This window comes from Stenotrophomonas sp. NRRL B-14846 (genome assembly GCF_050473585.1).
In the GTDB taxonomy this organism is placed as follows: Bacteria; Pseudomonadota; Gammaproteobacteria; order Xanthomonadales; family Xanthomonadaceae; genus Stenotrophomonas.
On sequence record NZ_JBFLUN010000022.1, the window covers coordinates 1081866 to 1102254 of the forward strand.

General features: G+C 65.9%; 20 protein-coding genes. 12 read left to right on the forward strand and 8 right to left on the reverse strand.

The features are described 5' to 3' along the window. Positions 1-4: 4 nt before the first annotated feature. From AB1281_RS07315 to ykgO, 5 genes are all read right to left on the reverse strand, one after another. Positions 5-535: a GNAT family N-acetyltransferase gene (locus AB1281_RS07315; protein WP_188489156.1), complete on the reverse strand. Its 531-nt coding sequence runs from the start codon at positions 533-535 to the stop codon at positions 5-7. Positions 536-549: 14 nt separating this feature from the next. After that, entirely contained in the window at positions 550-1437 is an 888-nt protein-coding gene (locus AB1281_RS07320) for a carbon-nitrogen hydrolase (protein WP_430345450.1), read from the reverse strand. 216 nt (positions 1438-1653) lie between these two features. Next, positions 1654-2691: an agmatine deiminase family protein gene (locus AB1281_RS07325; protein ID WP_430345451.1), complete on the reverse strand. Its 1038-nt coding sequence runs from the start codon at positions 2689-2691 to the stop codon at positions 1654-1656. A gap of 39 nt (positions 2692-2730) precedes the next feature. Next, a complete protein-coding gene (locus AB1281_RS07330) occupies positions 2731-3033 on the reverse strand; it encodes a hypothetical protein (RefSeq protein ID WP_430346980.1) in 303 nt (100 codons plus the stop codon). Positions 3034-3205: 172 nt separating this feature from the next. Continuing rightward, complete coding sequence (gene ykgO / locus AB1281_RS07335) at positions 3206-3331, reverse strand: type B 50S ribosomal protein L36 (protein WP_005409283.1); 126 nt, start codon at positions 3329-3331, stop codon at positions 3206-3208. 197 nt (positions 3332-3528) lie between these two features. Here ykgO and cmk point away from each other — a divergent pair, with 197 nt between their 5' ends. The 8 genes from cmk to galU all read left to right on the forward strand — a co-directional run bounded on the left by cmk (position 3529) and on the right by galU (position 11815). After that, positions 3529-4206, forward strand: coding sequence for a (d)CMP kinase (gene cmk / locus AB1281_RS07340; RefSeq protein WP_014036894.1), 678 nt, complete (start codon positions 3529-3531; stop codon positions 4204-4206). Positions 4207-4404: 198 nt separating this feature from the next. Continuing rightward, on the forward strand, positions 4405-6090 hold the full coding sequence (rpsA, locus tag AB1281_RS07345; RefSeq protein ID WP_005416230.1) for a 30S ribosomal protein S1: 1686 nt from the start codon (positions 4405-4407) through the stop codon (positions 6088-6090). Between the two features lie 87 nt (positions 6091-6177). Further along, positions 6178-6483 (forward strand): integration host factor subunit beta, encoded by a 306-nt coding sequence (locus tag AB1281_RS07350; RefSeq protein ID WP_005409286.1) that lies wholly within the window; start codon positions 6178-6180, stop codon positions 6481-6483. A 77-nt stretch (positions 6484-6560) separates the two neighbouring features. Continuing rightward, on the forward strand, positions 6561-6845 hold the full coding sequence (locus AB1281_RS07355; protein ID WP_014036895.1) for a lipopolysaccharide assembly protein LapA domain-containing protein: 285 nt from the start codon (positions 6561-6563) through the stop codon (positions 6843-6845). 6 nt (positions 6846-6851) lie between these two features. Beyond that, positions 6852-8030, forward strand: coding sequence for a lipopolysaccharide assembly protein LapB (lapB, locus tag AB1281_RS07360; protein WP_005416232.1), 1179 nt, complete (start codon positions 6852-6854; stop codon positions 8028-8030). A 3-nt stretch (positions 8031-8033) separates the two neighbouring features. Beyond that, positions 8034-9023 (forward strand): MraY family glycosyltransferase, encoded by a 990-nt coding sequence (locus tag AB1281_RS07365; RefSeq protein ID WP_430345452.1) that lies wholly within the window; start codon positions 8034-8036, stop codon positions 9021-9023. A 3-nt stretch (positions 9024-9026) separates the two neighbouring features. Next, positions 9027-10940, forward strand: a complete 1914-nt coding sequence (locus AB1281_RS07370; protein WP_430345453.1) for a polysaccharide biosynthesis protein — start codon at positions 9027-9029, stop codon at positions 10938-10940. After that, entirely contained in the window at positions 10937-11815 is an 879-nt protein-coding gene (galU, locus tag AB1281_RS07375) for a UTP--glucose-1-phosphate uridylyltransferase GalU (protein ID WP_049445751.1), read from the forward strand. Before AB1281_RS07370 ends, galU begins: the two co-directional genes overlap by 4 nt. 564 nt (positions 11816-12379) lie before the next feature. Here the strand turns inward: galU and AB1281_RS07380 are convergent. The 3 genes from AB1281_RS07380 to AB1281_RS07390 all read right to left on the reverse strand — a co-directional run bounded on the left by AB1281_RS07380 (position 12380) and on the right by AB1281_RS07390 (position 16753). Then, the gene (locus AB1281_RS07380) at positions 12380-13588 is read right to left on the reverse strand and encodes an acetyl-CoA C-acyltransferase (protein WP_049436339.1); all 1209 of its coding nucleotides are present in this window, start codon (positions 13586-13588) and stop codon (positions 12380-12382) included. Between the two features lie 99 nt (positions 13589-13687). Then, entirely contained in the window at positions 13688-16060 is a 2373-nt protein-coding gene (locus AB1281_RS07385) for a 3-hydroxyacyl-CoA dehydrogenase/enoyl-CoA hydratase family protein (protein ID WP_430345454.1), read from the reverse strand. Between the two features lie 39 nt (positions 16061-16099). Continuing rightward, positions 16100-16753: a TetR/AcrR family transcriptional regulator gene (locus AB1281_RS07390; protein ID WP_430345455.1), complete on the reverse strand. Its 654-nt coding sequence runs from the start codon at positions 16751-16753 to the stop codon at positions 16100-16102. Between the two features lie 325 nt (positions 16754-17078). On the opposite strand from AB1281_RS07390, the gene ndk reads away from it, so the two are divergent. Genes ndk through AB1281_RS07410 form a run of 4 tightly spaced genes read left to right on the forward strand, consistent with a single transcriptional unit; the run spans position 17079 to position 20383 of the window. Continuing rightward, positions 17079-17504 carry a nucleoside-diphosphate kinase gene (gene ndk, locus AB1281_RS07395; protein WP_008265389.1) on the forward strand — a complete coding sequence of 142 codons (426 nt, stop codon included), beginning with the start codon at positions 17079-17081 and terminating at the stop codon, positions 17502-17504. 10 nt (positions 17505-17514) lie between these two features. Next, entirely contained in the window at positions 17515-18720 is a 1206-nt protein-coding gene (gene rlmN / locus AB1281_RS07400) for a 23S rRNA (adenine(2503)-C(2))-methyltransferase RlmN (protein WP_005409296.1), read from the forward strand. Beyond that, positions 18707-19492, forward strand: a complete 786-nt coding sequence (pilW, locus tag AB1281_RS07405) for a type IV pilus biogenesis/stability protein PilW (protein WP_430345456.1) — start codon at positions 18707-18709, stop codon at positions 19490-19492. Before rlmN ends, pilW begins: the two co-directional genes overlap by 14 nt. An 18-nt stretch (positions 19493-19510) precedes the next feature. Then, complete coding sequence (locus AB1281_RS07410; RefSeq protein ID WP_014036902.1) at positions 19511-20383, forward strand: RodZ domain-containing protein; 873 nt, start codon at positions 19511-19513, stop codon at positions 20381-20383. Positions 20384-20389 lie beyond the last annotated feature (6 nt).

Below are 20389 nucleotides of genomic sequence, written 5' to 3' on the forward strand. Positions count from 1 at the left end.
GGGTTCATTCATTGGAAGGTGCGGTGTCGGCGCCATCGCCGAGCGCGCGCTGCATCTGCACGGTATCCAGCCAGCGGCCGTGCTTGCGGCCAAGGCCACGGAACACGCCCACCAGCTCGAAGCCGAAGCGTTCGTGCAGCTTGATCGACGCGGTGTTGGTCGGTTCGCCGATCACCGCCACCATCTGCCGGTAGCCACGCGCCACGCAGGCATCGATCAAGGCCTGCAGCAGGCCAGTGCCGACGCCTTTGCCCTGGAATGCGGCATCGACGTAGACCGAGTTCTCCACGGTCCACTGGTAGGCGACGCGGGTGCGGTAGGTATTGGCGTAGGCATAGCCGGCGACCTGGCCGTCGATCTCGGCGACCAGGTAGGGGAAGCCGCGATCGATGATGTCGCGCATGCGGCGCAGCATCTCGGTCGCGTCCGGGATGTCGTACTCGTAGGTGTTGACGAAGTCGGTCACTTCCACCGCGTAGATCGCGGTGATCGCATTGATGTCGGCAGGGCCGGCATCACGGATGAGGACGGCCATGCGCGGGCTCCGGCTCAGTCGATGTAGCGCTTGAGCAGGTCGCCGTATGCATCGATGCGGCGATCACGCAGGAACGGCCAGATGCGGCGCACATGCTCGCTGCGCTGCAGGTCGACGTCGCACAGCAGCACGGTGGCGTCAGTGCCGGCCTCGGCCAGGAATTCGCCCTGTGGGCCCAGCACATGGCTGTTGCCCCAGAACTGGATGCCCGACGCGCCCAGCGGCGAGGCCTCGTGGCCGACGCGGTTGCAGCTCAGCACCGGCAGGCCGTTGGCCACGGCGTGGCCACGGTGGCTCAGCACCCAGGCGTCGCACTGGCGGGTCTTCTCGTCCTGCACATCGTCCGGGTCCCAGCCGATCGCGGTCGGGTACAGCAGCAGTTCGGCGCCGGCCAGCGCCATCAGGCGTGCCGCTTCCGGGTACCACTGGTCCCAGCACACCAGCACGCCAAGGCGGCCCACCGAGGTATCGATCGGCTTGAAGCCGATGTCGCCCGGGGTGAAGTAGAACTTCTCGTAGAAGCCCGGATCATCCGGGATGTGCATCTTGCGGTACTTGCCGAGCAGGGTACCGTCCTTCTCGAACACCACTGCGGTGTTGTGGTACAGGCCGGCAGCGCGGCGCTCGAACAGCGAGCCGACCAGCACCACGCCATGCTTCTTCGCCAGCGCGCCCAGGCGCTCGGTGCTCGGGCCCGGAATCGGCTCGGCCAGGTCGAACTCATCGACCGACTCGTGCTGGCAGAAATACGGGCCGTTGTGCAGTTCCTGCAGCAGCACCAGCTTGGCACCCTGGGCAGCCGCCTCGGCCACGCGTGCTTCGATCACCGCCAGGTTGGCGGCGGCATCACCGTGGTTGCGCTCCTGGATCAGGGCGACGGTAAGGGGGCTGCGCGAGTTCATGCGGGGCGTTCCTGCGGGGGAAAACCTGCATGTTAGCGCGGATGGGATGCTGCGGCGTGTCAGCCGCTGAATGGGCCCGCTCCTTGTAGAGTCGAGCCATGCTCGACTGCTCTCCGGTCAGGCCGCGTGGAAAGCCAGTCGAGCATGGCTCATAAAGCCAGTCGAGCATGGCTCGACTCTACAGGGGGAGCGCCGGGCGGGGCCCGGCGGCATCCATCAGGCCTTCAACAACCCTGCCGGCAGCTGCATGGTGATGCAGTGCAGGCTGCCGTTCTGCCAGATCAGCGAGCGGCAGGGCACCTGCACGATCTCGCGACCTGGGTGCGCCTGGGCCAGCACGTCGCGGGCCAGGTCATCGGCCGGATCGCCATAGGCCGGCATCAGCACCGCGCCGTTGACGATCAGGTAGTTGGCGTACGAGGCAGCCAGGCGACGGCCTTCGTCGATCACCGGCTGTGCCCACGGCAGCGGGAACAGGCGATACGGCTGGCCGTCCTTGGTGCGCAGCGCGGCCAGCTCTTTGCCCATCGCCTGCAGTTCGGCGTAGTGCGAGTCGCTCTCGTCGTCGCAGGCCTGGTAGACGATGCTGTCAGCCGAGGCGAAGCGGGCGAGGGTATCGATGTGCGCGTCGGTGTCGTCGCCTTCCAGGTAGCCGTGGTCCAGCCACAGCACGCGGTCCTGCTGCAGCCAGTCGGCCAGGTCGGCGCTCAGGCTGGCGCGGTCGCGGTCCGGGTGGCGCTCGTGCAGGCACTTCCAGGTGGTCAGCAGGGTGCCTTCGCCGTCGGTCTCGATGCCGCCGCCTTCCAGCGCGAACGGAATGCTGCGCACCGGTGCGTCGTTGAACACGCCGGCCTGGTCGAGCACGCCCACCAGCTGGTCATCCAGGGTGGCGTCGAACTTGCCGCCCCAGCCGGTGAAGCGGAAATCCAGCAGCTGGAAGCTGCCGTCGGCACGGCGCAGGGTGATCGGGCCGGAGTCGCGCAGCCAGGTATCGTCGTAGGCCGCCGTGGTGAAGTGGACCTTGTCCATGTCGATGCGGTTGGAGCGCAGCCGCATCTCGGCATAGGTCTCCACATCATCGTCGGCCACGCAGATCAGCACCGGTTGGAAGCGGGTGATGGCCGCGACCAGGGCGATGTAGGTCTCTTCCACCTGGCCCAGGCGGTCGGCCCAGTCGGTGTCGGCGGTGGGCCAGGCAATCAGGACGCCGCTCTGGGCTTCCCACTCGGCAGGAAAACGAAGGGTCTGGTTCATGGTCTCGCTACACAGGCCCGCCCACGGCGGGTAATGGGATCAACGGATCGGCGGTTTCGGGCCGATTTCGTTCGGGTCCGCCTGGTTGGCCACCACGTTGATCACCTTCTGCTTCTCGAAGTAGACGGTGAACTGCGGGTACACCCAGCGGTTGATGGTCGGCCACTGCCGCTTCTGCCCGCCACGCGGCTGCAGCTGCTCGTTGGGCGCGCCGAACTGCGCCTGCACCTGCTGCATGCTCTGACCGCGCACGGGCAGGGCACCGGCCGGTTTTTCACGGGCGCGGTCGACAAGCAGGGTATCGGCCAGCGCCGGTGTGGCGGCGGCCAGGGTGGCCAGCATGGCCAGGGCGGACAGGTAACGCTTCATCTCGAACTACTCCCCAGTGGTCAAGAACGGCGATTACAGCAAAAACGGCAGGAAAAAGCCGCATAAACAAAAAACCGCCCGAAGGCGGTTTCTTGCATCGGGTCGGCCCCGCGTAGGGCCAGCCGCAGCCGGAAGGCTGTGAGGCTTAGCGCTGACGCGCCTTGAAACGCGGGTTCGACTTGCAGATGACGAAGATCTTGCCACGACGACGCACGACCTTGCAGTCACGGTGACGGGCCTTCGCCGACTTCAGGGAGGACAGGACTTTCATGGCATACCTCGGCGTAAACAGTAGTTGTTCGGGTGGAGCGTGGCCGCGATATGCGAAAGACAATCGGCAGTTGACGCTCGTTCAAGCCCGCCATTCTACCGGGCTTTTCCTCATGGTTTCAAGTGGTTGCACAAAAGATCCCGCTGGGGGCGTCTGGCAGGGGCTAGAATGGCCTCTTCACACGCTCTGGGACCCCCATGAATCCACTCGCTCCCGTCCTGACCATCGACGGCCCATCCGGGGCCGGCAAGGGTACCATCAGCCGCATCATCGCGCGCAGGATGGGCTGGCATTACCTGGATTCGGGCGCGCTGTACCGGGCGGTGGGCGTGGCCGCAAGCTGGGCCGACATCGATACCTCCGACGCCTCGGCGCTGGTCCGCTGCACCTTCGACACCCACGTTCAGTTTGTCGAGCAGGGCGATGCCATGCGGGTCATGGTCAACGGCACCGATGCCACCGACGAGCTGCGACTGGAGACCACCGGTGCGCTGGCCTCGGCCATTGCCGCCATTCCGGAGGTCCGGGCTGCCCTGAAGGAGCGCCAGCGCGCATTCAGGGAGCTGCCGGGGCTGGTTGCCGATGGCCGCGACATGGGTACGGTGATCTTCCCGGACGCCTCCTACAAGGTCTTCCTGACCGCCAGTGCCGAGGAGCGCGCTGAGCGCCGGCATAAGCAGTTGAAAGACAAGGGGGTTTCTGTTAACTTTGATGACCTCCTGCGCGAGATCATGGCCCGCGACGCCCGTGATGCTCAGCGTACCGTGGCGCCCCTGAAGCCGGCAGACGATGCTGTCCTCATCGACACCACAGGCATCGGCATCGATGATGTCGTTGCCAGAGTGATGGATCTGCTTCCGGTTCCGGCTGCCTGATCCGTTCGCGCGGGAGCACTGCCAGCAGCATCGGCGGTGGTCGCGCATAGCAGTGCTGTACCAGCTCCGTCGCGCAATGATGCGTGGCGGTTTTCCTACTACACACGACCTGCGTTTCCGGGGTCGACCAACAGGCGGGCGGTCGCCATTCCCCTGAAGGGGACGCCACCGACCCATGTGTCCAACAGAGTAAATCTAATGACCGAATCATTTGCCGAACTGTTTGAAGCCAGCCAGGCCAACCTGGCCAAGCTGAAGCCGGGCGCCATCGTCAGCGGTACCGTTGTTGAAGTCCGCGGCGACGTCGTGGTGATCAACGCTGGCCTGAAGTCCGAAGGCATCGTGCCGATCGAACAGTTCCGTAACGACGCTGGCGAAATCGACGTCGCCGAAGGCGACATCGTCAAGGTCGCCCTCGACTCGATCGAGAACGGCTTCGGCGAAACCGTCCTGTCGCGCGAGAAGGCCAAGCGCGCGATGGTGTGGGACGAGCTGGAAGAAGCGTTGGAAAAGAACGAAACCATCACCGGCCGCATCAGCGGCAAGGTCAAGGGTGGTTTCACCGTGGACATCAAGGATGTCCGCGCCTTCCTGCCGGGTTCCCTGGTCGATGTGCGCCCGGTGCGCGATCCGGCCTACCTGGAAGGCAAGGAACTCGAGTTCAAGCTCATCAAGCTGGACCGCAAGCGTAACAACGTCGTGGTCTCGCGCCGCGCTGTCGTCGAAAGCGAGCACTCGGAAGAGCGCGAGCAGCTGATGGACAAGCTGCAGGAAGGCGCGATCCTGAAGGGTGTCGTCAAGAACCTGACCGACTACGGCGCATTCGTGGACCTGGGCGGTATCGACGGCCTGCTGCACATCACCGACATGGCGTGGAAGCGCGTGCGTCACCCGTCGGAAGTCGTGAACGTCGGCGACGAACTGGACGTCCGCGTGCTGAAGTTCGACCGCGAGCGCAATCGCGTTTCGCTGGGCCTGAAGCAGCTGGGCGAGGATCCGTGGGACAACATCGGCCGTCGTTACCCGGCCAACAGCCGCGTCTTCGGCAAGGTCTCCAACGTCACCGATTACGGTGCGTTCGTTGAGATCGAGCCGGGCGTCGAAGGCCTGGTGCACGTCTCCGAGATGGATTGGACCAACAAGAACGTCAACCCGTCCAAGGTTGTCCAGGTTGGTGATGAAGTCGAAGTGATGGTGCTGGACGTCGATGAAGAGCGTCGCCGTATCTCGCTGGGCATGAAGCAGGTTGCCGCCAATCCGTGGGAAACCTTCGCTGCCACCCACAAGAAGGGTGACAAGGTGTCGGGCCAGATCAAGTCGATCACCGACTTCGGCATCTTCATCGGCCTGGACGGCGGCATCGACGGCCTGGTCCACCTGTCCGACATCAGCTGGAACACCACCGGCGAAGACGTCGTTCGCAACTTCAAGAAGGGCGATACCCTGGACGCCGTCGTCCTGGCTGTCGATCCGGAGCGCGAGCGCATCTCCCTGGGCGTGAAGCAGCTGGAGCAGGATCCGTTCGGCCAGTACATGGCTGCCAATCCGAAGGGCTCCAAGGTCGAAGGCGTGGTGAAGGAAGTCGACGCCAAGGGCGCGATCATCGAGCTGGCTGACGGCATCGAAGGTTACGTCTCGGCCCGCGACATCGCCAACGAGCGCGTTGACGACGCCACCCAGCACCTGAAGGTCGGCGACAAGGTCGAAGCCAAGTTCGTGGGCATGGACCGCAAGGGCCGTACCCTGCAGCTGTCGATCAAGGCCAAGGACGACGCGGAAATGCGCGAAGTGCTGGAGGAATACCAGTCCTCTTCGGCTTCCAGCGGCACCACCCAGCTGGGCGCGCTGCTGCGTGCACAGCTGAACGGCAACAAGTCCGAGTAATCGGCCTTACGCTGTTCGTTGTTTCCTGGACGGCCCGGGCATTGCCCGGGCCGTTTCAGGCTGAGATGCCCCTGATGTGAGCCGGTAATGACCAAATCCGAACTGATCGAAATCCTTGCGCGCCGCCAGGCGCACCTGAAGGCCGATGATGTCGATCTGGCGGTGAAGTCGTTGCTGGAAATGATGGGCGGATCGCTGTCCGCCGGGGATCGCATCGAAATCCGTGGTTTTGGCAGCTTCTCGCTGCACTATCGTCCGCCGCGCCTGGGTCGCAACCCGAAGACCGGCGAATCGGTTGCCCTGCCGGGCAAGCATGTCCCCCATTTCAAGCCGGGCAAGGAACTGCGCGAGCGGGTCAGCAGTGTGCTGCCGCTGGACGCCGATCCGGCCTGAGCCTTCCGTCGCGCCACCGCGTGCGAATCCAGCCGCGAGTCGGATAAGCTACGGACTCCTGCCACTGGAGCTGTCGCATGAAGGTTTTTCGTCTGCTGGTCCTGCTGGCGGTGCTGATCCTTGGATTGATCATCGGTGCGGTCAACATGACCGCGATGTCGATCAACCTGCTGTTTACCCAACTGCACACCTCGGTGGGCGTGGCCCTGATCGCCGCGCTGCTGGTCGGTGTCGTGGTCGGTGCCGGGCTGGTGCTGGTGAGCGTGGTCATTCCGCTCTATGGCCAGCTGCGCCGGGCCAACAAGTCCGCTGTCGCCTCGCCGGCACCGGTCGCTTCCCCCCAATCTTTTGATGGACGTTGATCGAAGATGGATTTCGTCACCGAGTGGTTCTGGTTCTTCCTGTTCGTTCCGCTGGCCGCACTGGCCGGGTGGGTGATCGGGCGGCGTGGTGGTCAACGCCACGGTGACAGCCAGGTCAGCCGCCTGTCGAGCACCTATTTCCGTGGCCTGAACTACCTGCTCAACGAGCAGCCGGACAAGGCCATCGAGCTGTTCCTGCACATCGCCGAGTTGGACAAGGAAACCTTCGAGACCCAGGTCGCGCTGGGCCACCTGTTCCGCCGTCGTGGTGAAGTCGACCGCGCCATCCGCCTGCACCAGGGGCTGGTCAACCGCCACGACCTGAGTGACGCGCAACGCGTGCAGGCCCTGCTGGCGCTGGGCGAGGACTACATGAAGTCCGGCCTGCTGGATCGCGCCGAGACCGTGTTCACCGAGCTGGCGCAGCTGGATCAGCGTGCACCGCAGGCGCTCAAGCACCTGATCGGCATCTACCAGGCCGAGCGCGACTGGGAAAAGGCGATCGACAACGCGACCCGTTTCGAGGACGTCACCGGCGAGCCGATGGGCAAGCTGATCGGGCAGTTCGAATGCGAACTGGCCGAACGTTTCCGTGGCGCCGGCAAGCTGGAAGAGGCGAGGGCGGCGATCGCCCGCGCCTACCAGGCCGACGCGATGTCGGTGCGCGCCGGCATCATCGAGGGCCGGCTGGAAACCGACGCGGGCAATCCAGAGGCCGCCGTGCGCGCCTTCGAGCGCGCCGCGCGCAACGACCCCGAATACCTGCCGGAACTGCTGCCGGCACTGATGCAGAACTATCGCAAGGTCGGCGATCTGGCGGGCGCACGCGCGTTCCTGTCGGAGATGACCGAGCACTACCGCGGCATCGCCCCGGTACTGGCGCTGACCCGGCTGATGGAAGAGCAGGAAGGCGTGGCGCCGGCCCGTGCCTACCTCGGTCGCCAGCTCAAGGATCGCCCGTCGGTCCGTGGCGAGTCCGCGCTGATCGACCTGACCCTCGCCGAGGGGGCCGATTCCACCGCCACCCTGCATGACCTCAAGCACATCACCGACCAGCTGCTGGTGCGCAACCCGGCCTATCGCTGCACCCGCTGCGGTTTCGGTGCGCGTACCCACCACTGGCAGTGCCCGAGCTGCAAGGAGTGGGGGACGGTCAAGCCGCTGCTGAACTACGCGGTGCTCTGATCCATGCCCTGGCTTGTGATGGGCGCGCTGCTGGGGCTCGCCCTGCTGAGCGCGCTGCTGACCTGGGCTGCACGCGGCTATGCGTTGCGCCAGCAGTTGATGGACCAGCCCGGCGAACGCCGCAGCCATAGCGTCGCCACCCCGCGCGGTGGCGGCATCGCCATCGTCATCAGCCTGCTGGTGACGGCCGGCGTGGCAATCTGGGCCTGGCCTGAAAGCACGCCGACGGTGCTGGTGGCCAGCCTTGGGCTGGTGCTGGTGGCCGGCATCGGCTGGTGGGACGACCACAAGCCCCTGCCGGCGATGCGTCGCCTGCTGGTGCATTTCATCGCCGCAGCGCTGCTGGCTGGCCTGGTCAAGGTGAATGGTGGCAGCTGGCTGCTGGCGGCGCTGGTGCTGCTGTTCACCGCCTCGCTGATCAACATCTGGAATTTCATGGACGGCATCAATGGCATTGCTGCCAGCCAGGCCGTCGTGGCGATGCTGGGGCTGGCGCCGGTGCTGCCGTGGCCGTACTCGCTGGCTGCCGTGGCCCTGGGCCTGGCCTGCCTTGGATTCCTGCCGTTCAACTTCCCTCGGGCCCGGATCTTCATGGGCGATGTCGGAAGCGGCGCGCTGGGGTATGCGGTCGCCGCCGTGCTGGCGCTCGCCAGCGTGCGCACCGATATCAACTGGATCCTGCTGCTGGTGCCGGTTTCGCCGTTCCTCGTGGACGCCGGCTTCACACTGCTGGCGCGCATCATTTCCGGACAACGCTGGATGGAACCCCATACCCAGCACGTCTACCAGCGCGCGGTGCAGGCAGGAGCCAGTCACCCCCAGGTGACAGGGATGTACTTTGCTTTGGGCCTGTTCAGTATTACAGTGTTCAATGTCTGCTCCAATTTGCAGCCGAGGTGGGAGGCTGTCGTGGCGATCACGTGGTTCATCGCGTTGAGCGTCCTCTGGCTCCTCCTGCGCAATGGAATGCGCCACCGACAAGGAAATACCTGACTTATGGCTTCACCCTGGCGGGACAGAATCCTCGGCCTGATGCCGCGTTCGGCCATCGTCTGCCACGACCTCTTCATGGTCTGGGCATGCTGGCAGTTGCTCCATGCAGGGCGTTACTCGATCCTGCCCAACGCCCCGGCACTGCCCCTGTGGAACGTCGATACCACCCTGGTCCTACTGCTGCAGGGCCTGGTGTTCTGGCGCGTGGGCCTGTACCGCGGCCTGTGGCGGTTCGCCAGCGTCAGCGACCTGCTGAACATCTTCAAGGCCAGCTTCATCGGCATGTTGGCGATCGTCCTGGTGCTGATGTGGAAGCGCTTCGACGGCGTACCGATGTCGGTGTTGGTGATCTATCCATTCGCGCTGTCGGCATTGCTGGGCGCGCCGCGACTGCTGTACCGCGCCTGGAAGGACTACCAGGCACTGCAGTCCGATTCCAGCGCCCGCCGCGTGCTGATCCTCGGCGCCGGCCAGGCTGCCGAAACCCTGGTGCGCGACCTGCGCCGTTCCGGCAACTTCGAGCCGGTCGGCCTGCTCGACGATGCACCGCACCTGCGTGGTGCCAAGCTGCAGGGCCTGCCGATCCTCGGCACCCTGGATGACGCGCCGACGGTGGTCCGCGAGACCGCTGCCAAGTTGCTGGTCATTGCCATGCCGTCGCTGGATGCCGCGGGCATGCAGCGCGTCGTCGCGATCTGCGAAAGCACCGGCGTGCCGTTCCGTACCGTGCCCAAGCTCAGTGACATCCTGCAGGGCCAGTCGCTGCCGGGCCAGTTGAAGGAAGTGGCGATCGAGGACCTGCTGGGCCGCAAGCCGATCATGCCGGACTGGAACCTGATCCGCGGCTGGCTGGGCGGGCGCACCGTGATGGTCACCGGTGCCGGTGGTTCGATCGGCTCGGAGCTGTGTCGCCAGTGCGCGCGGCATGGCGCCGGTCGCATCATCCTGCTGGAGATCAGTGAACTGCTGTTGCTGACCATCGAAGGCGAGCTGCGTCGCAGCTTCCCCGATGTCGAGATCGAGGCGGTGCTGGGCGATTGTGGTGACCCCGCGGTGATCCGCTACGCGCTGTCGCTGCACCCGGTCGATACCGCTTTCCATGCGGCCGCCTACAAGCATGTGCCGGTGCTGGAACGCCAGCTGCGCGAAGCGGTGCGCAACAACATCCTGGCGACCGAGAACGTGGCCCGGGCCTGCCTGGAAGCGCGCGTGGAGCATTTCGTGTTCATCTCCACCGACAAGGCGGTCGACCCGGTCAATGCACTGGGTGCCAGCAAGCGCTACGCCGAGATGATCTGCCAGAGCCTGGACCAGAAGTCCACGCATACCCGTTTCGTCACGGTGCGCTTCGGCAACGTGCTGGCGTCGGCCGGCAGCGTGGTGCCGCTGTTCCGCGAACAGATCCTGCGTGGCGGGCCGGTCACTGTCACCGACCCGGAAGTCAGCCGTTACTTCATGACCATCCCCGAGGCCTGCCAGCTGATCCTGCAGGCGGCCGCCTCGGCGTCGCATGGCGCGATCTACACCCTCGACATGGGCGAGCCGGTGCCGATCCGCGTGCTGGCCGAACAGATGATCCGCCTGACCGGCAAGCAGCCGTACAAGGACATCCAGATCATCTATACCGGCCTGCGTCCGGGCGAGAAGCTGCACGAGACGCTGTTCTATTCGGACGAAGACTACCGCTCGACCGCGCACCCGAAGATTCTCGAGGCCGGCGTGCGCACGTTCTCGCGGGATCTGGTGCTGGGCAACGTCCCACGCCTGCGTGAGGCGATTGCCAGCTACGACACCGCCAGCATCCAGGAAATCCTGTTTGCGACGATGCCGGAATTCTCGCCAATCGAACAGGATGCTTACATTTCATCCGCTAAAGTCGTGCCTTTCCCGGCACGTGAGGCCAACAGGCACCAATGAGCAAGCGAATTCGCAAAGCAGTTTTCCCGGTGGCAGGACTGGGAACGCGTTTTTTGCCAGCAACCAAGACTGTGCCGAAGGAGATGCTGCCGATCATTGATCGGCCGCTGATCCAGTACGCCGTGGATGAGGCGATCGAAGCCGGCTGCGACACGCTGGTGTTCATCACCAATCGCTACAAGCACGCGGTCGCCGACTATTTCGACAAGGCCTACGAGCTGGAGCAGAAGCTCGAGCGCGCTGGCAAGCAGGAACAGCTGGAGTTGATCCGGCACGTGCTGCCCAACGGCGTCCGCGCGATCTTTGTCACGCAGGCCGAGGCCCTGGGCCTTGGGCACGCGGTGCTGTGTGCCAAGGCTGTGATCGGCGACGAGCCCTTCGCCGTGCTGCTGCCCGACGACCTGATCTGGAACCGCGGTGCCGGCGCGCTGAAGCAGATGGCCGACCTCAACGAAGCCAGTGGCGCCAGCGTGATCGCGGTTGAAGACGTGCCGCACGAGAAGACTGCCAGCTACGGCATCGTCGCCACCGAGGCGTTCGATGGCCGCAAGGGCCGTATTTCGCAGATCGTCGAGAAGCCGAAGCCGGAGGACGCGCCGAGCGACCTGGCCGTGGTCGGGCGTTACGTGCTCAGCCCGAAGATCTTCGAGCTGCTGGAACAGACCGGCAGCGGTGCCGGTGGTGAGATCCAGCTGACCGATGCGATCGCGCAGCTGCTGAAGACCGAAGAGGTCGATGCCTACCGCTTCGAGGGCACCCGCTTCGACTGCGGCACGCACCTGGGTCTGGTGGAGGCGACGATCCGCTTCGCGCTGGACAACCCGAAGCTGGCTGGCCCGGCGCGGGAGAAGCTGGCGGCGATGCTGGCGGAATAAGGGTTTTATCAAGCGCTCCGTGCGGCGCCTTGATTGATACGTGGGGGAGGGGGCGGATGGCCCTCTCCAAAACACGCCAAAGCCCTTCCATGGTGCTCGATGGCGCCTTGCTCGTGTGCACTGTCCTGCGCACACGGCAAGACCGGGGTTGGGCGTCCTGCCCAACCCGCCCAAGGCATGCCTTGGGCCCATGGCGCCAACGGTTTTGGAGAGGGCCATCCGCCCCCTCTCGACAGTTTCCGTGCGGCGCGGACGGGAAGGGCGGAATCAAAGGCAAAGGCAAAGGCAAAAGCAAAAAAGGCAGCCACTGGCTGCCTTTTTTGCTTGTTGGGGTCAGATCCCTTCGCGCAGCAAAGGGCTCTGACCCAGCTCTTGATCCTGCCTTTGCTCACCCTTCCGCCGCGCGGAATGATGGATGGCGCGGGTGGGTGAGGCTGACCGGGACTGTCAGCGGCATGGATGCCGCTGCCAAGCCCCCAGGGACGGGTTTACGGCGTGTCCCGGGCAGCCTCACCCACCCGGGCCCTGCAGTACGCCGACATCCCGACCGGCAGCGCTTGAACCTTACAGCGCTTCGAAAATACCCGCCGCGCCCATGCCGGTGCCGATGCACATCGTCACCATGCCGTACTTCTGCTGGCGACGACGCAGGCCGTGCAGCAGGGTCGCGGTACGGATCGCGCCGGTCGCACCCAGCGGGTGGCCCAGGGCGATCGCGCCACCCAGCGGGTTGACCTTGCCCGGGTCCAGGCCGCAATCGCGGATCACTGCCAGCGACTGCGCGGCGAACGCTTCGTTCAGTTCGATCCAGTCCAGCTGGTCCTGGGTCAGGCCGGCCTGCTTCAGTGCCTTCGGGATTGCGGCGATCGGGCCGATGCCCATCACTTCCGGGCGCACGCCGGCCACCGAGAAGCTGACGAAACGGGCCAGCGGGGTCAGGCCGTAGTCCTTGATCGCCTGCTCCGAGGCCAGCAGCACCGCACCAGCGCCATCGCTCATCTGCGAGGAGTTACCGGCGGTGACGGTGCCGCCGAACTGGCCGTTGCGGAACACCGGGCGCAGCTTGGCCAGGCCTTCGGCCGAGGAATCCGGGCGCGGGCCTTCGTCGGTGTCGGCGATCTTGTTGCGGGTGATGATGCGCTGGCCGTCGGCCAGGTCCGGCAGGTGCGAGACGATTTCGTACGGGCTGATCTCGTCCTTGAACTCGCCGTTCTGGATCGCGGCCATGGCCTTCTGGTGCGAGGCCAGGGCGAAGGCGTCCTGGTCTTCGCGCGAGACCTTCCACTCTTCAGCCACCTTCTCGGCGGTGATGCCCATGCCGTAGGCGATGGCGACGTGGTCGTTGTCGAACACGCTCGGCGCCATGGCGATCTTGTTGCCCATCATCGGCACCATCGACATCGACTCGGTGCCACCGGCCAGCATCAGGTCGGCGTTGCCCAGGCGGATCGCGTCGGCGGCCTGCGCCACGGCCTGCAGGCCGGAAGAGCAGAAGCGGTTCACGGTCTGCGCCGCGATGGTGTTCGGCAGGCCAGCCAACAGCACGCCGATGCGTGCCACGTTCATGCCCTGCTCGGCTTCCGGCATGGCGCAGCCGATGATCGCGTCATCGATGCGGTTGACGTCCACGCCCGGGGCCTGGGCGACGACGCTGCGCAGCACGTGCGCAAGCATGTCGTCGGGGCGGGTGTTGCGGAACATGCCCTTGGGCGCCTTGCCGACCGGGGTACGGGTGGCGGCGACGATGTAGGCGTCCTGGATTTGCTTGGTCATTGCAGTGATCTCTCGAATTTTTTAGCCGGAGTGCCGACCAACGGTCGGCACCCACCAGAGGCAGAGGGATGCCGACCTGGGGTCGGCACCCGCCATCAATCAGTTACGCAGCGGCTTGCCGGTCTTCAGCATGTGCGCGATGCGGGCCTGGGTCTTTTCCTGCTGGGCCAGTTCGACGAAGTGCTTGCGCTCCAGGGTCAGCAGCCACTCTTCGTCGACCAGGGTGCCGCGGTCGACCTTGCCGCCGCACAGCACGGTGGCGATGCGCTCGGCGATCTCGTAGTCGTACGGGCTGATGAAACGGCCTTCCAGCATGTTGACCAGCATCATCTTGAAGGTGGCGATACCGACGTCACCGGCGACCTGGATGCGGCGTGCCGGCAGCGGCGGACGGTAGCCCGCTTCGGCCAGGGCGCGCGCTTCGGCCTTGGCGATGTGCAGCGCCTCGTAGCTGTTGAACACCACCTTGTCGGTGCTGCGCAGCAGGCCCAGTTCCTTGGCGTTGACCGCCGAGTTGGACACCTTGGCCATCGCCACGGTCTCGAAGGTCTTCTTCAGTTCAGCGAACACGTCGCCGCCCGGGCCTGCGGCCTGCGAGGCGCGCACGGCCAGTTCCTTCAGGCCGCCGCCTGCCGGCAGCAGGCCGACGCCGGCCTCGACCAGGCCGATGTAGCTTTCCAGGAAGGCCACGGTCTTGGCGCTGTGCATCTGGAACTCACAGCCGCCACCCAGGGCCAGGCCGCGCACGGCGGCCACCACCGGCACCAGCGAGTACTTGATGCGCTGGCTGGTGCGCTGGAAGTTGGCGACCATTTCTTCGAACTGGTCGACCTTGCCGGCCTGCAGCAGGCCCAGCGCGCCGGCCAGGTCGGCGCCGGCGGAGAAGGGTTCCTTCTGCTGCCAGATCACCAGGCCCTGGAAGTCCTTCTCGGCGCGGCTGACGCATTCCTGCAGGCCGTCCAGCACCTGGTCGGACACGGTGTTCATCTTGGTCTTGAAGCTGACCACGGCGATGCCATCACCGTCGTGCCACATGCGCAGGCCGTCGTTCTCGAACACGGTCTCGCCCGGCGCGAACTTCTCGCCCAGCAGCGGATCCGGGAAACGCTGGCGCTGGTACACCGGCAGCGACGAGCGCGGCAGCTTGGCGTTGCGCGACGGGCTGTAGCTGCCTTCGGCGGCATGCACGCCGTCGCGGCCATCGAACACCCAGTCCGGCAGCGGAGCGTTGCTCATGCTCTTGCCGGCGACGATGTCATCGGCGATCCACTGCGCGACCTGCTTCCAGCCCGCGGCCTGCCAGGTTTCGAACGGGCCCAGCGACCAGCCGTAGCCCCAGCGGATGGCCAGGTCGACGTCGCGCGCGGTCTCGGCGATGTCGGCCAGGTGGTAGGCGCTGTAGTGGAACAGGTCGCGGAAGGTTGCCCACAGGAACTGCGCCTGCGGGTGCTGGCTCTCGCGCAGCTTGGCGAACTTCTCGGCCGGGTTCTTGATCTTCAGGATCTCGACCACTTCCGGCGCGGCAGCGCGGTCGGCCGGACGGTAGTCCTGCTTCTCCAGGTCCAGCACCACGATGTCCTTGCCGACCTTGCGGAAGATGCCGGCGCCGGTCTTCTGGCCCAGCGCGCCCTTGGAAATCAGCGCGTCCAGCCACTTCGGCGACTTGAAGAATTCATGCCACGGGTCATTCGGCAGGGTGTCGCCCATGGTCTTGATGACGTGGGCCATGGTGTCCAGGCCGACCACGTCGGAGGTGCGGTAGGTGGCCGACTTCGGGCGGCCGACCAGCGGGCCGGTCAGGCCGTCCACTTCATCGAAGCCCAGGCCGAACTGCTGGGTGTGGTGGATGGTGGACAGGATCGAGAACACGCCGATGCGGTTGCCGATGAAGTTCGGGGTGTCCTTGGCGTACACCACGCCCTTGCCCAGGGTGGTGACCAGGAATTCTTCCAGGCCTGCCAGCACGGCGGCATCGGTGGTGGTGGCCGGGATCAGCTCGGCCAGGTGCATGTAGCGCGGCGGGTTGAAGAAGTGCACGCCGCAGAAGCGGTGGCGCAGCTGCTCGGGCAGCACGTCGGCCAGCTTGTTGATGCCCAGGCCCGAGGTGTTGGAGGCCAGCACCGCGTGGTCGGCCACGAACGGCGCGATCTTCTTGTACAGGTCCTGCTTCCAGTCCATGCGCTCGGCGATGGCCTCGATGATCAGGTCGCAGTCCTTCAGCTGCTCCAGGCCGGACTCGTAGTTGGCCGGGGTGATGGCTTCAGCCAGCGACTTGCTGGCCAGCGGCGCCGGGCTCAGCTTGCCCAGGTTGGCGATCGCCTTCAGCACGATGCCGTCGGCCGGACCTTCCTTGGCAGGCAGGTCGAACAGCACGGTGTCGACGCCAGCGTTGGTGAGGTGGGCGGCGATCTGGGCACCCATGACGCCGGCACCCAGCACGGCGGCGCGGCGGACTAGCAGGGAATTGGACATGGTGTAGGGCCTTTGTTGGTCAGCAGTTACTGGGTGGAATCAAAGGGAAGCGGGCAGGGCGCTGGCGCGTGCGGCGGCGCGGAACCCGGCTTCGGCGAAATGGATCAGTTCGTGGGCGGCATGGGCACGATGCGCCGCTTCGGTGACACCGGCGGGACGCTTGATCAGCCCGAAGTCGGCCATGGCATAGGTGAGCGAGCCGGCCAGGAAGTCCAGGCGCCAGTACAGCTCTTCCTTGCTCAGGTCGGGCACGCACTCGCCGATGGCCCTGCCGAACGCGCGCAGCACGTGGCCGTAGTGGTCGGACAGGAACTTGCGCAGGTTGTCGTTCTTCTCGGCGTAGGCGCGGGCGATCACGCGCACGAAGGCGCCGCCGTTCTGGCGGTCCTGGGCCAGCGCCAGGGCCGGCTCGACGAAAGCGGCCAGCACCGGGCGCAGCTGCCCGGGGTGTTCGCTGCGGGCGCGCTCGAGCTGCGACAGGCGGGCGCCGGTCATCTCGTCCATGCGGCGGCGGAACACCTCGTTGACCAGGTTTTCCTTGGAGCCGAAGTGGTAGTTGACCGCAGCGATGTTGACGTCGGCCTGGCTGGTCACCTGGCGCAGCGACGTGCCGGCGAAGCCGTGCTGTGCGAACAGCTCCTCGGCCGCGCCGAGAATGCGGTCCTTGGTCGAGAAGTGGGCGGGTTTGGCCATCGGCGGGCGGACCTTAATCAAACGATTGTTTGATACTAGGACCAGACGGTAGCGTATGGCATTTTGCAGTGCAGCAAAAATGCCTCGGGCGGTCAGAATCTGCTCAGGTGGGTGAATGGGCGCGGAGGGTAGTGCCGGCCGCTGGCCGGCAACCGCGGGCAGCCCATGGGGCGCCAGCCTGCCGGCCAGCGGCCGGCACTACCACGCCAGCGCTTTATCTTTTACAATTCGCCTACGTTTATCAGGCTAAGCCCGCGTCCCGACGCGGGTTTTTTTCATGTTACCCTTCGGGCCATCAGCGGCCCGATTCCATTGGAGACATCCCATGGCGCTGGAGCGCACCCTTTCGATCATCAAGCCGGACGCCGTTGCCAAGAACGTCATCGGCGAAATCTACGCCCGCTTCGAGAAGGCCGGCCTGAAGGTCGTGGCCGCCAAGTACAAGCAGCTGTCGCGCCGTGAAGCCGAAGGCTTCTACGCCGTGCACCGCGAGCGTCCGTTCTTCAACGCGCTGGTCGAGTTCATGATCTCCGGCCCGGTGATGATCCAGGCCCTGGAAGGCGAGAACGCCGTCCTGGCCCACCGCGACCTGCTGGGCGCCACCAACCCGAAGGAAGCCGCTGCGGGAACCATCCGCGCCGACTTCGCCGAATCCATCGATGCCAACGCCGCCCACGGCTCGGACTCGGTCGAGAATGCCGCGATTGAAATCGCCTACTTCTTCGCCGCCACCGAAGTCGTTTCGCGCTGAGAGTAATGCCGTGAACGAGGTCGTACAGTCCCCCGCCATCCAGCCGCTGCCGAAGTCGGCACCCACGGCTGGCAAGCAGAACCTGCTCGACCTCGATCGCGCGGGCCTGGAGAAGTTCTTCGTCGAGGTTCTTGGCGAAAAGAAGTTCCGTGCCCATCAGGTGATGAAGTGGATCCACCATCGCTACGTCACCGACTTCGATGAAATGACCGACCTCGGCAAGGTCCTGCGCGCCAAGCTGCAGGCCCATGCCGAGGTGCTGGTTCCCAACATCGTGTTCGACAAGCCCTCCGCCGACGGCACCCACAAGTGGCTGCTGGCGATGGGCGTGGATGGCAAGAACGCCATCGAGACCGTGTACATCCCCGACAAGACCCGCGGCACGCTGTGCGTGTCCTCGCAGGTCGGTTGCGGCTTGAACTGCACGTTCTGCTCCACCGCCACCCAGGGCTTCAACCGCAACCTGACCACTGCCGAGATCATCGGCCAGGTGTGGGTTGCCGCACGCCACCTGGGCAACGTGCCGCACCAGATGCGCCGCCTCACCAACGTGGTGATGATGGGCATGGGCGAGCCGCTGATGAATTTCGACAACGTCGTGCGCGCCATGAGCGTGATGCGCGACGACCTGGGCTACGGCCTGGCCAACAAGCGCGTGACCCTGTCGACCTCCGGCCTGGTGCCGCAGATCGACCGCCTGTCCGCCGAAAGCGACGTGTCGCTGGCGGTGTCGCTGCACGCGCCCAACGATGCGCTGCGCGAGACCCTGGTGCCGCTCAACAAGAAGTACCCGATCGCCGAGCTGATGGCCTCGTGCGCACGCTACCTGCGCGCCAACAAGCGCCGCGAATCGGTCACCTTCGAATACACCCTGATGAAGGGCATCAACGACAAGCCCGAGCATGCCCGCGAATTGGCCCGCCTGATGCGCCAGTTCGACAACGCGGTGCAGGCCAAGGATTCGGGCAAGGTCAACCTGATCCCGTTCAACCCGTTCCCGGGCACCCGCTACGAGCGTTCGGAAGAAGCGCACATCCGTGCCTTCCAGAAGATCCTGCTCGACAGCAACGTGCTGACCATGGTCCGCCGCACCCGTGGCGACGACATCGACGCAGCCTGTGGCCAGCTCAAGGGCCAGGTGATGGACCGCACCCGCCGCCAGGCGGAGTTCAACAAGACGCTGCAGGCGGGGAAGGGGAGCGATGCCGCGGCCTGACCGCCTCTGGCTGGTGCTTCTCGCAGGCGTGCTGGCCGTTGCGGTCGGCGGCTGCAAATCCCATCCCAAGGCCAAGCTCGGGCCGAGCCAGGCGCCGGTCTATTCGGTGGGTGACCCGGAAAGCGTGCGGCGCGAAGTGCGCTGGCGCGACCTGTTGACCCTGGCGACCCGCGACATGCAGGTCGGCAATCTCGACGCCGCCGAGCGCAAGGTGCGCGAAGCACTGAAGCTGGCGCCCGAGGCTCCCGATGCGCTGGTGCTGCAGGCCGGCATCGATGACCGTCGTGGCCGCACCCGCCAGGCGGGCGAGAATTTCCGCAAGGCTGCCGAACTGGCGCCGCAGCGCGGAGACGTGCTCAACAACTATGGCGCCTGGCTGTGCCAGCAGGGCCAGCCGGCCGAATCGCTGGTCTGGTTCGACCGGGCGCTGCAGGCGCCGGGCTATGCCACTCCGGGCGAGGCGCAGGCCAATGCCGGCAGCTGCGCGCTGGACGCGGGCCAGCTCGAACGTGCCGAACGCGACCTGCGTGCGGCCCTCGTCGCGGCGCCGGCCGACCCGGTCGCGCTGGAGTCGATGGCCCAGCTGAGCTTCCGCCAGGGCCGCTACATGGAGGCCCGGGCCTTCGCCGAACGTAGGATTGCGGCTGCACCCGCAACGCGTTCCGTGTTACAACTTGCGTCTCAAATCGAAGCGAGGCTGGGCGATCGGGCGGCATCTGATCGTTATCTGCAGCGGATTCGACAGGAATTTCCGCAGGAAGCGGGCTCCTAACTCCAGGGTTGATGCATTGTGATTGATGACCAGACTGTGAGCGCTCTCGAGACTGCGGCCGGCTGCGGCACCCGCCTGCGCCAGGCCCGCGAAGCGGCCGGACTGACCCTCGAAGATGTCGGCTCGCGCCTGCGCATGCCGGTCCAGGTGGTCAAGTCGCTGGAAGAGGAACAATGGCAGAAGCTGGGGGCGCCGGTGTTCGTGCGCGGCCAGCTGCGCAGCTACGCGCGCCTGCTGGACGTGGACGTGGGCCAGCTGCTGGAACAGGCCCAGGTCGGCCCGGTGGTTCCGCCCACCCTGGTCAGCCATACCCATACCCCGCGTGCGCGCCGCATCGCCGAGAACCTCGGCCGGCGCGTGCTGTATGTCGGCATCACCGCCGTGCTGGCGGTGCCGGTGTGGTTCGCCACCCGTGGCCACTTCGACGGCAGCGCGACCCCGTCGCCGAGCACCGCCTCGCTGGACGTGATCCCGGCCGCCGTGCCGGTCACACCGTCCGCGGCCGGGGCCGAGGCTGCCGCGCCGGCCGAAGCGACCACTGCCCCGGCCAGCAAGCCGGCGGCGACCCCGTACGTGGCCTCGCTGGCCCCGGTGCCGCGCCCGGCGCCGGCCCCGGCGGCTGCCGGCAACGCGCTGGAAATGCAGTTCAGCGGCGACAGCTGGGTCGACATCGGCGGCCCGGACGGCAGCACCGTCGAGAAGGCGCTGATCAAGTCCGGCGAGACCCGCAGCTTCACGCCGGGCCAGGTGACCCGGGTGACCCTGGGCAACGCCTCGGCGGTCCAGGTTCAGCAGAACGGCGCTATCGTCGATCTGACCCCCTACCAGCGAGCCAACGTGGCACGCTTTCAGGTATCCTCTGAAGGCTCCGTAGTCCCGGTTTCGCACTGAGGCGCG

Coding starts and splice junctions, on each gene's coding strand:
- AB1281_RS07315 (WP_188489156.1), bottom strand. CDS start 535: ATGGCCGTCCTCATCCGTGATGCCGGCCCTGCCGACATCAATGCGATC.
- ykgO (WP_005409283.1), bottom strand. CDS start 3,331: ATGAAAGTCCTGTCCTCCCTGAAGTCGGCGAAGGCCCGTCACCGTGAC.
- AB1281_RS07390 (WP_430345455.1), bottom strand. CDS start 16,753: ATGGCCAAACCCGCCCACTTCTCGACCAAGGACCGCATTCTCGGCGCG.
- AB1281_RS07330 (WP_430346980.1), bottom strand. CDS start 3,033: ATGCTGGCCACCCTGGCCGCCGCCACACCGGCGCTGGCCGATACCCTG.
- ndk (WP_008265389.1), top strand. CDS start 17,079: ATGGCGCTGGAGCGCACCCTTTCGATCATCAAGCCGGACGCCGTTGCC.
- AB1281_RS07370 (WP_430345453.1), top strand. CDS start 9,027: ATGGCTTCACCCTGGCGGGACAGAATCCTCGGCCTGATGCCGCGTTCG.
- galU (WP_049445751.1), top strand. CDS start 10,937: ATGAGCAAGCGAATTCGCAAAGCAGTTTTCCCGGTGGCAGGACTGGGA.
- pilW (WP_430345456.1), top strand. CDS start 18,707: ATGCCGCGGCCTGACCGCCTCTGGCTGGTGCTTCTCGCAGGCGTGCTG.
- AB1281_RS07350 (WP_005409286.1), top strand. CDS start 6,178: ATGACCAAATCCGAACTGATCGAAATCCTTGCGCGCCGCCAGGCGCAC.
- AB1281_RS07385 (WP_430345454.1), bottom strand. CDS start 16,060: ATGTCCAATTCCCTGCTAGTCCGCCGCGCCGCCGTGCTGGGTGCCGGC.
- AB1281_RS07365 (WP_430345452.1), top strand. CDS start 8,034: ATGCCCTGGCTTGTGATGGGCGCGCTGCTGGGGCTCGCCCTGCTGAGC.
- AB1281_RS07320 (WP_430345450.1), bottom strand. CDS start 1,437: ATGAACTCGCGCAGCCCCCTTACCGTCGCCCTGATCCAGGAGCGCAAC.
- cmk (WP_014036894.1), top strand. CDS start 3,529: ATGAATCCACTCGCTCCCGTCCTGACCATCGACGGCCCATCCGGGGCC.
- AB1281_RS07355 (WP_014036895.1), top strand. CDS start 6,561: ATGAAGGTTTTTCGTCTGCTGGTCCTGCTGGCGGTGCTGATCCTTGGA.
- lapB (WP_005416232.1), top strand. CDS start 6,852: ATGGATTTCGTCACCGAGTGGTTCTGGTTCTTCCTGTTCGTTCCGCTG.
- rpsA (WP_005416230.1), top strand. CDS start 4,405: ATGACCGAATCATTTGCCGAACTGTTTGAAGCCAGCCAGGCCAACCTG.
- AB1281_RS07325 (WP_430345451.1), bottom strand. CDS start 2,691: ATGAACCAGACCCTTCGTTTTCCTGCCGAGTGGGAAGCCCAGAGCGGC.
- AB1281_RS07380 (WP_049436339.1), bottom strand. CDS start 13,588: ATGACCAAGCAAATCCAGGACGCCTACATCGTCGCCGCCACCCGTACC.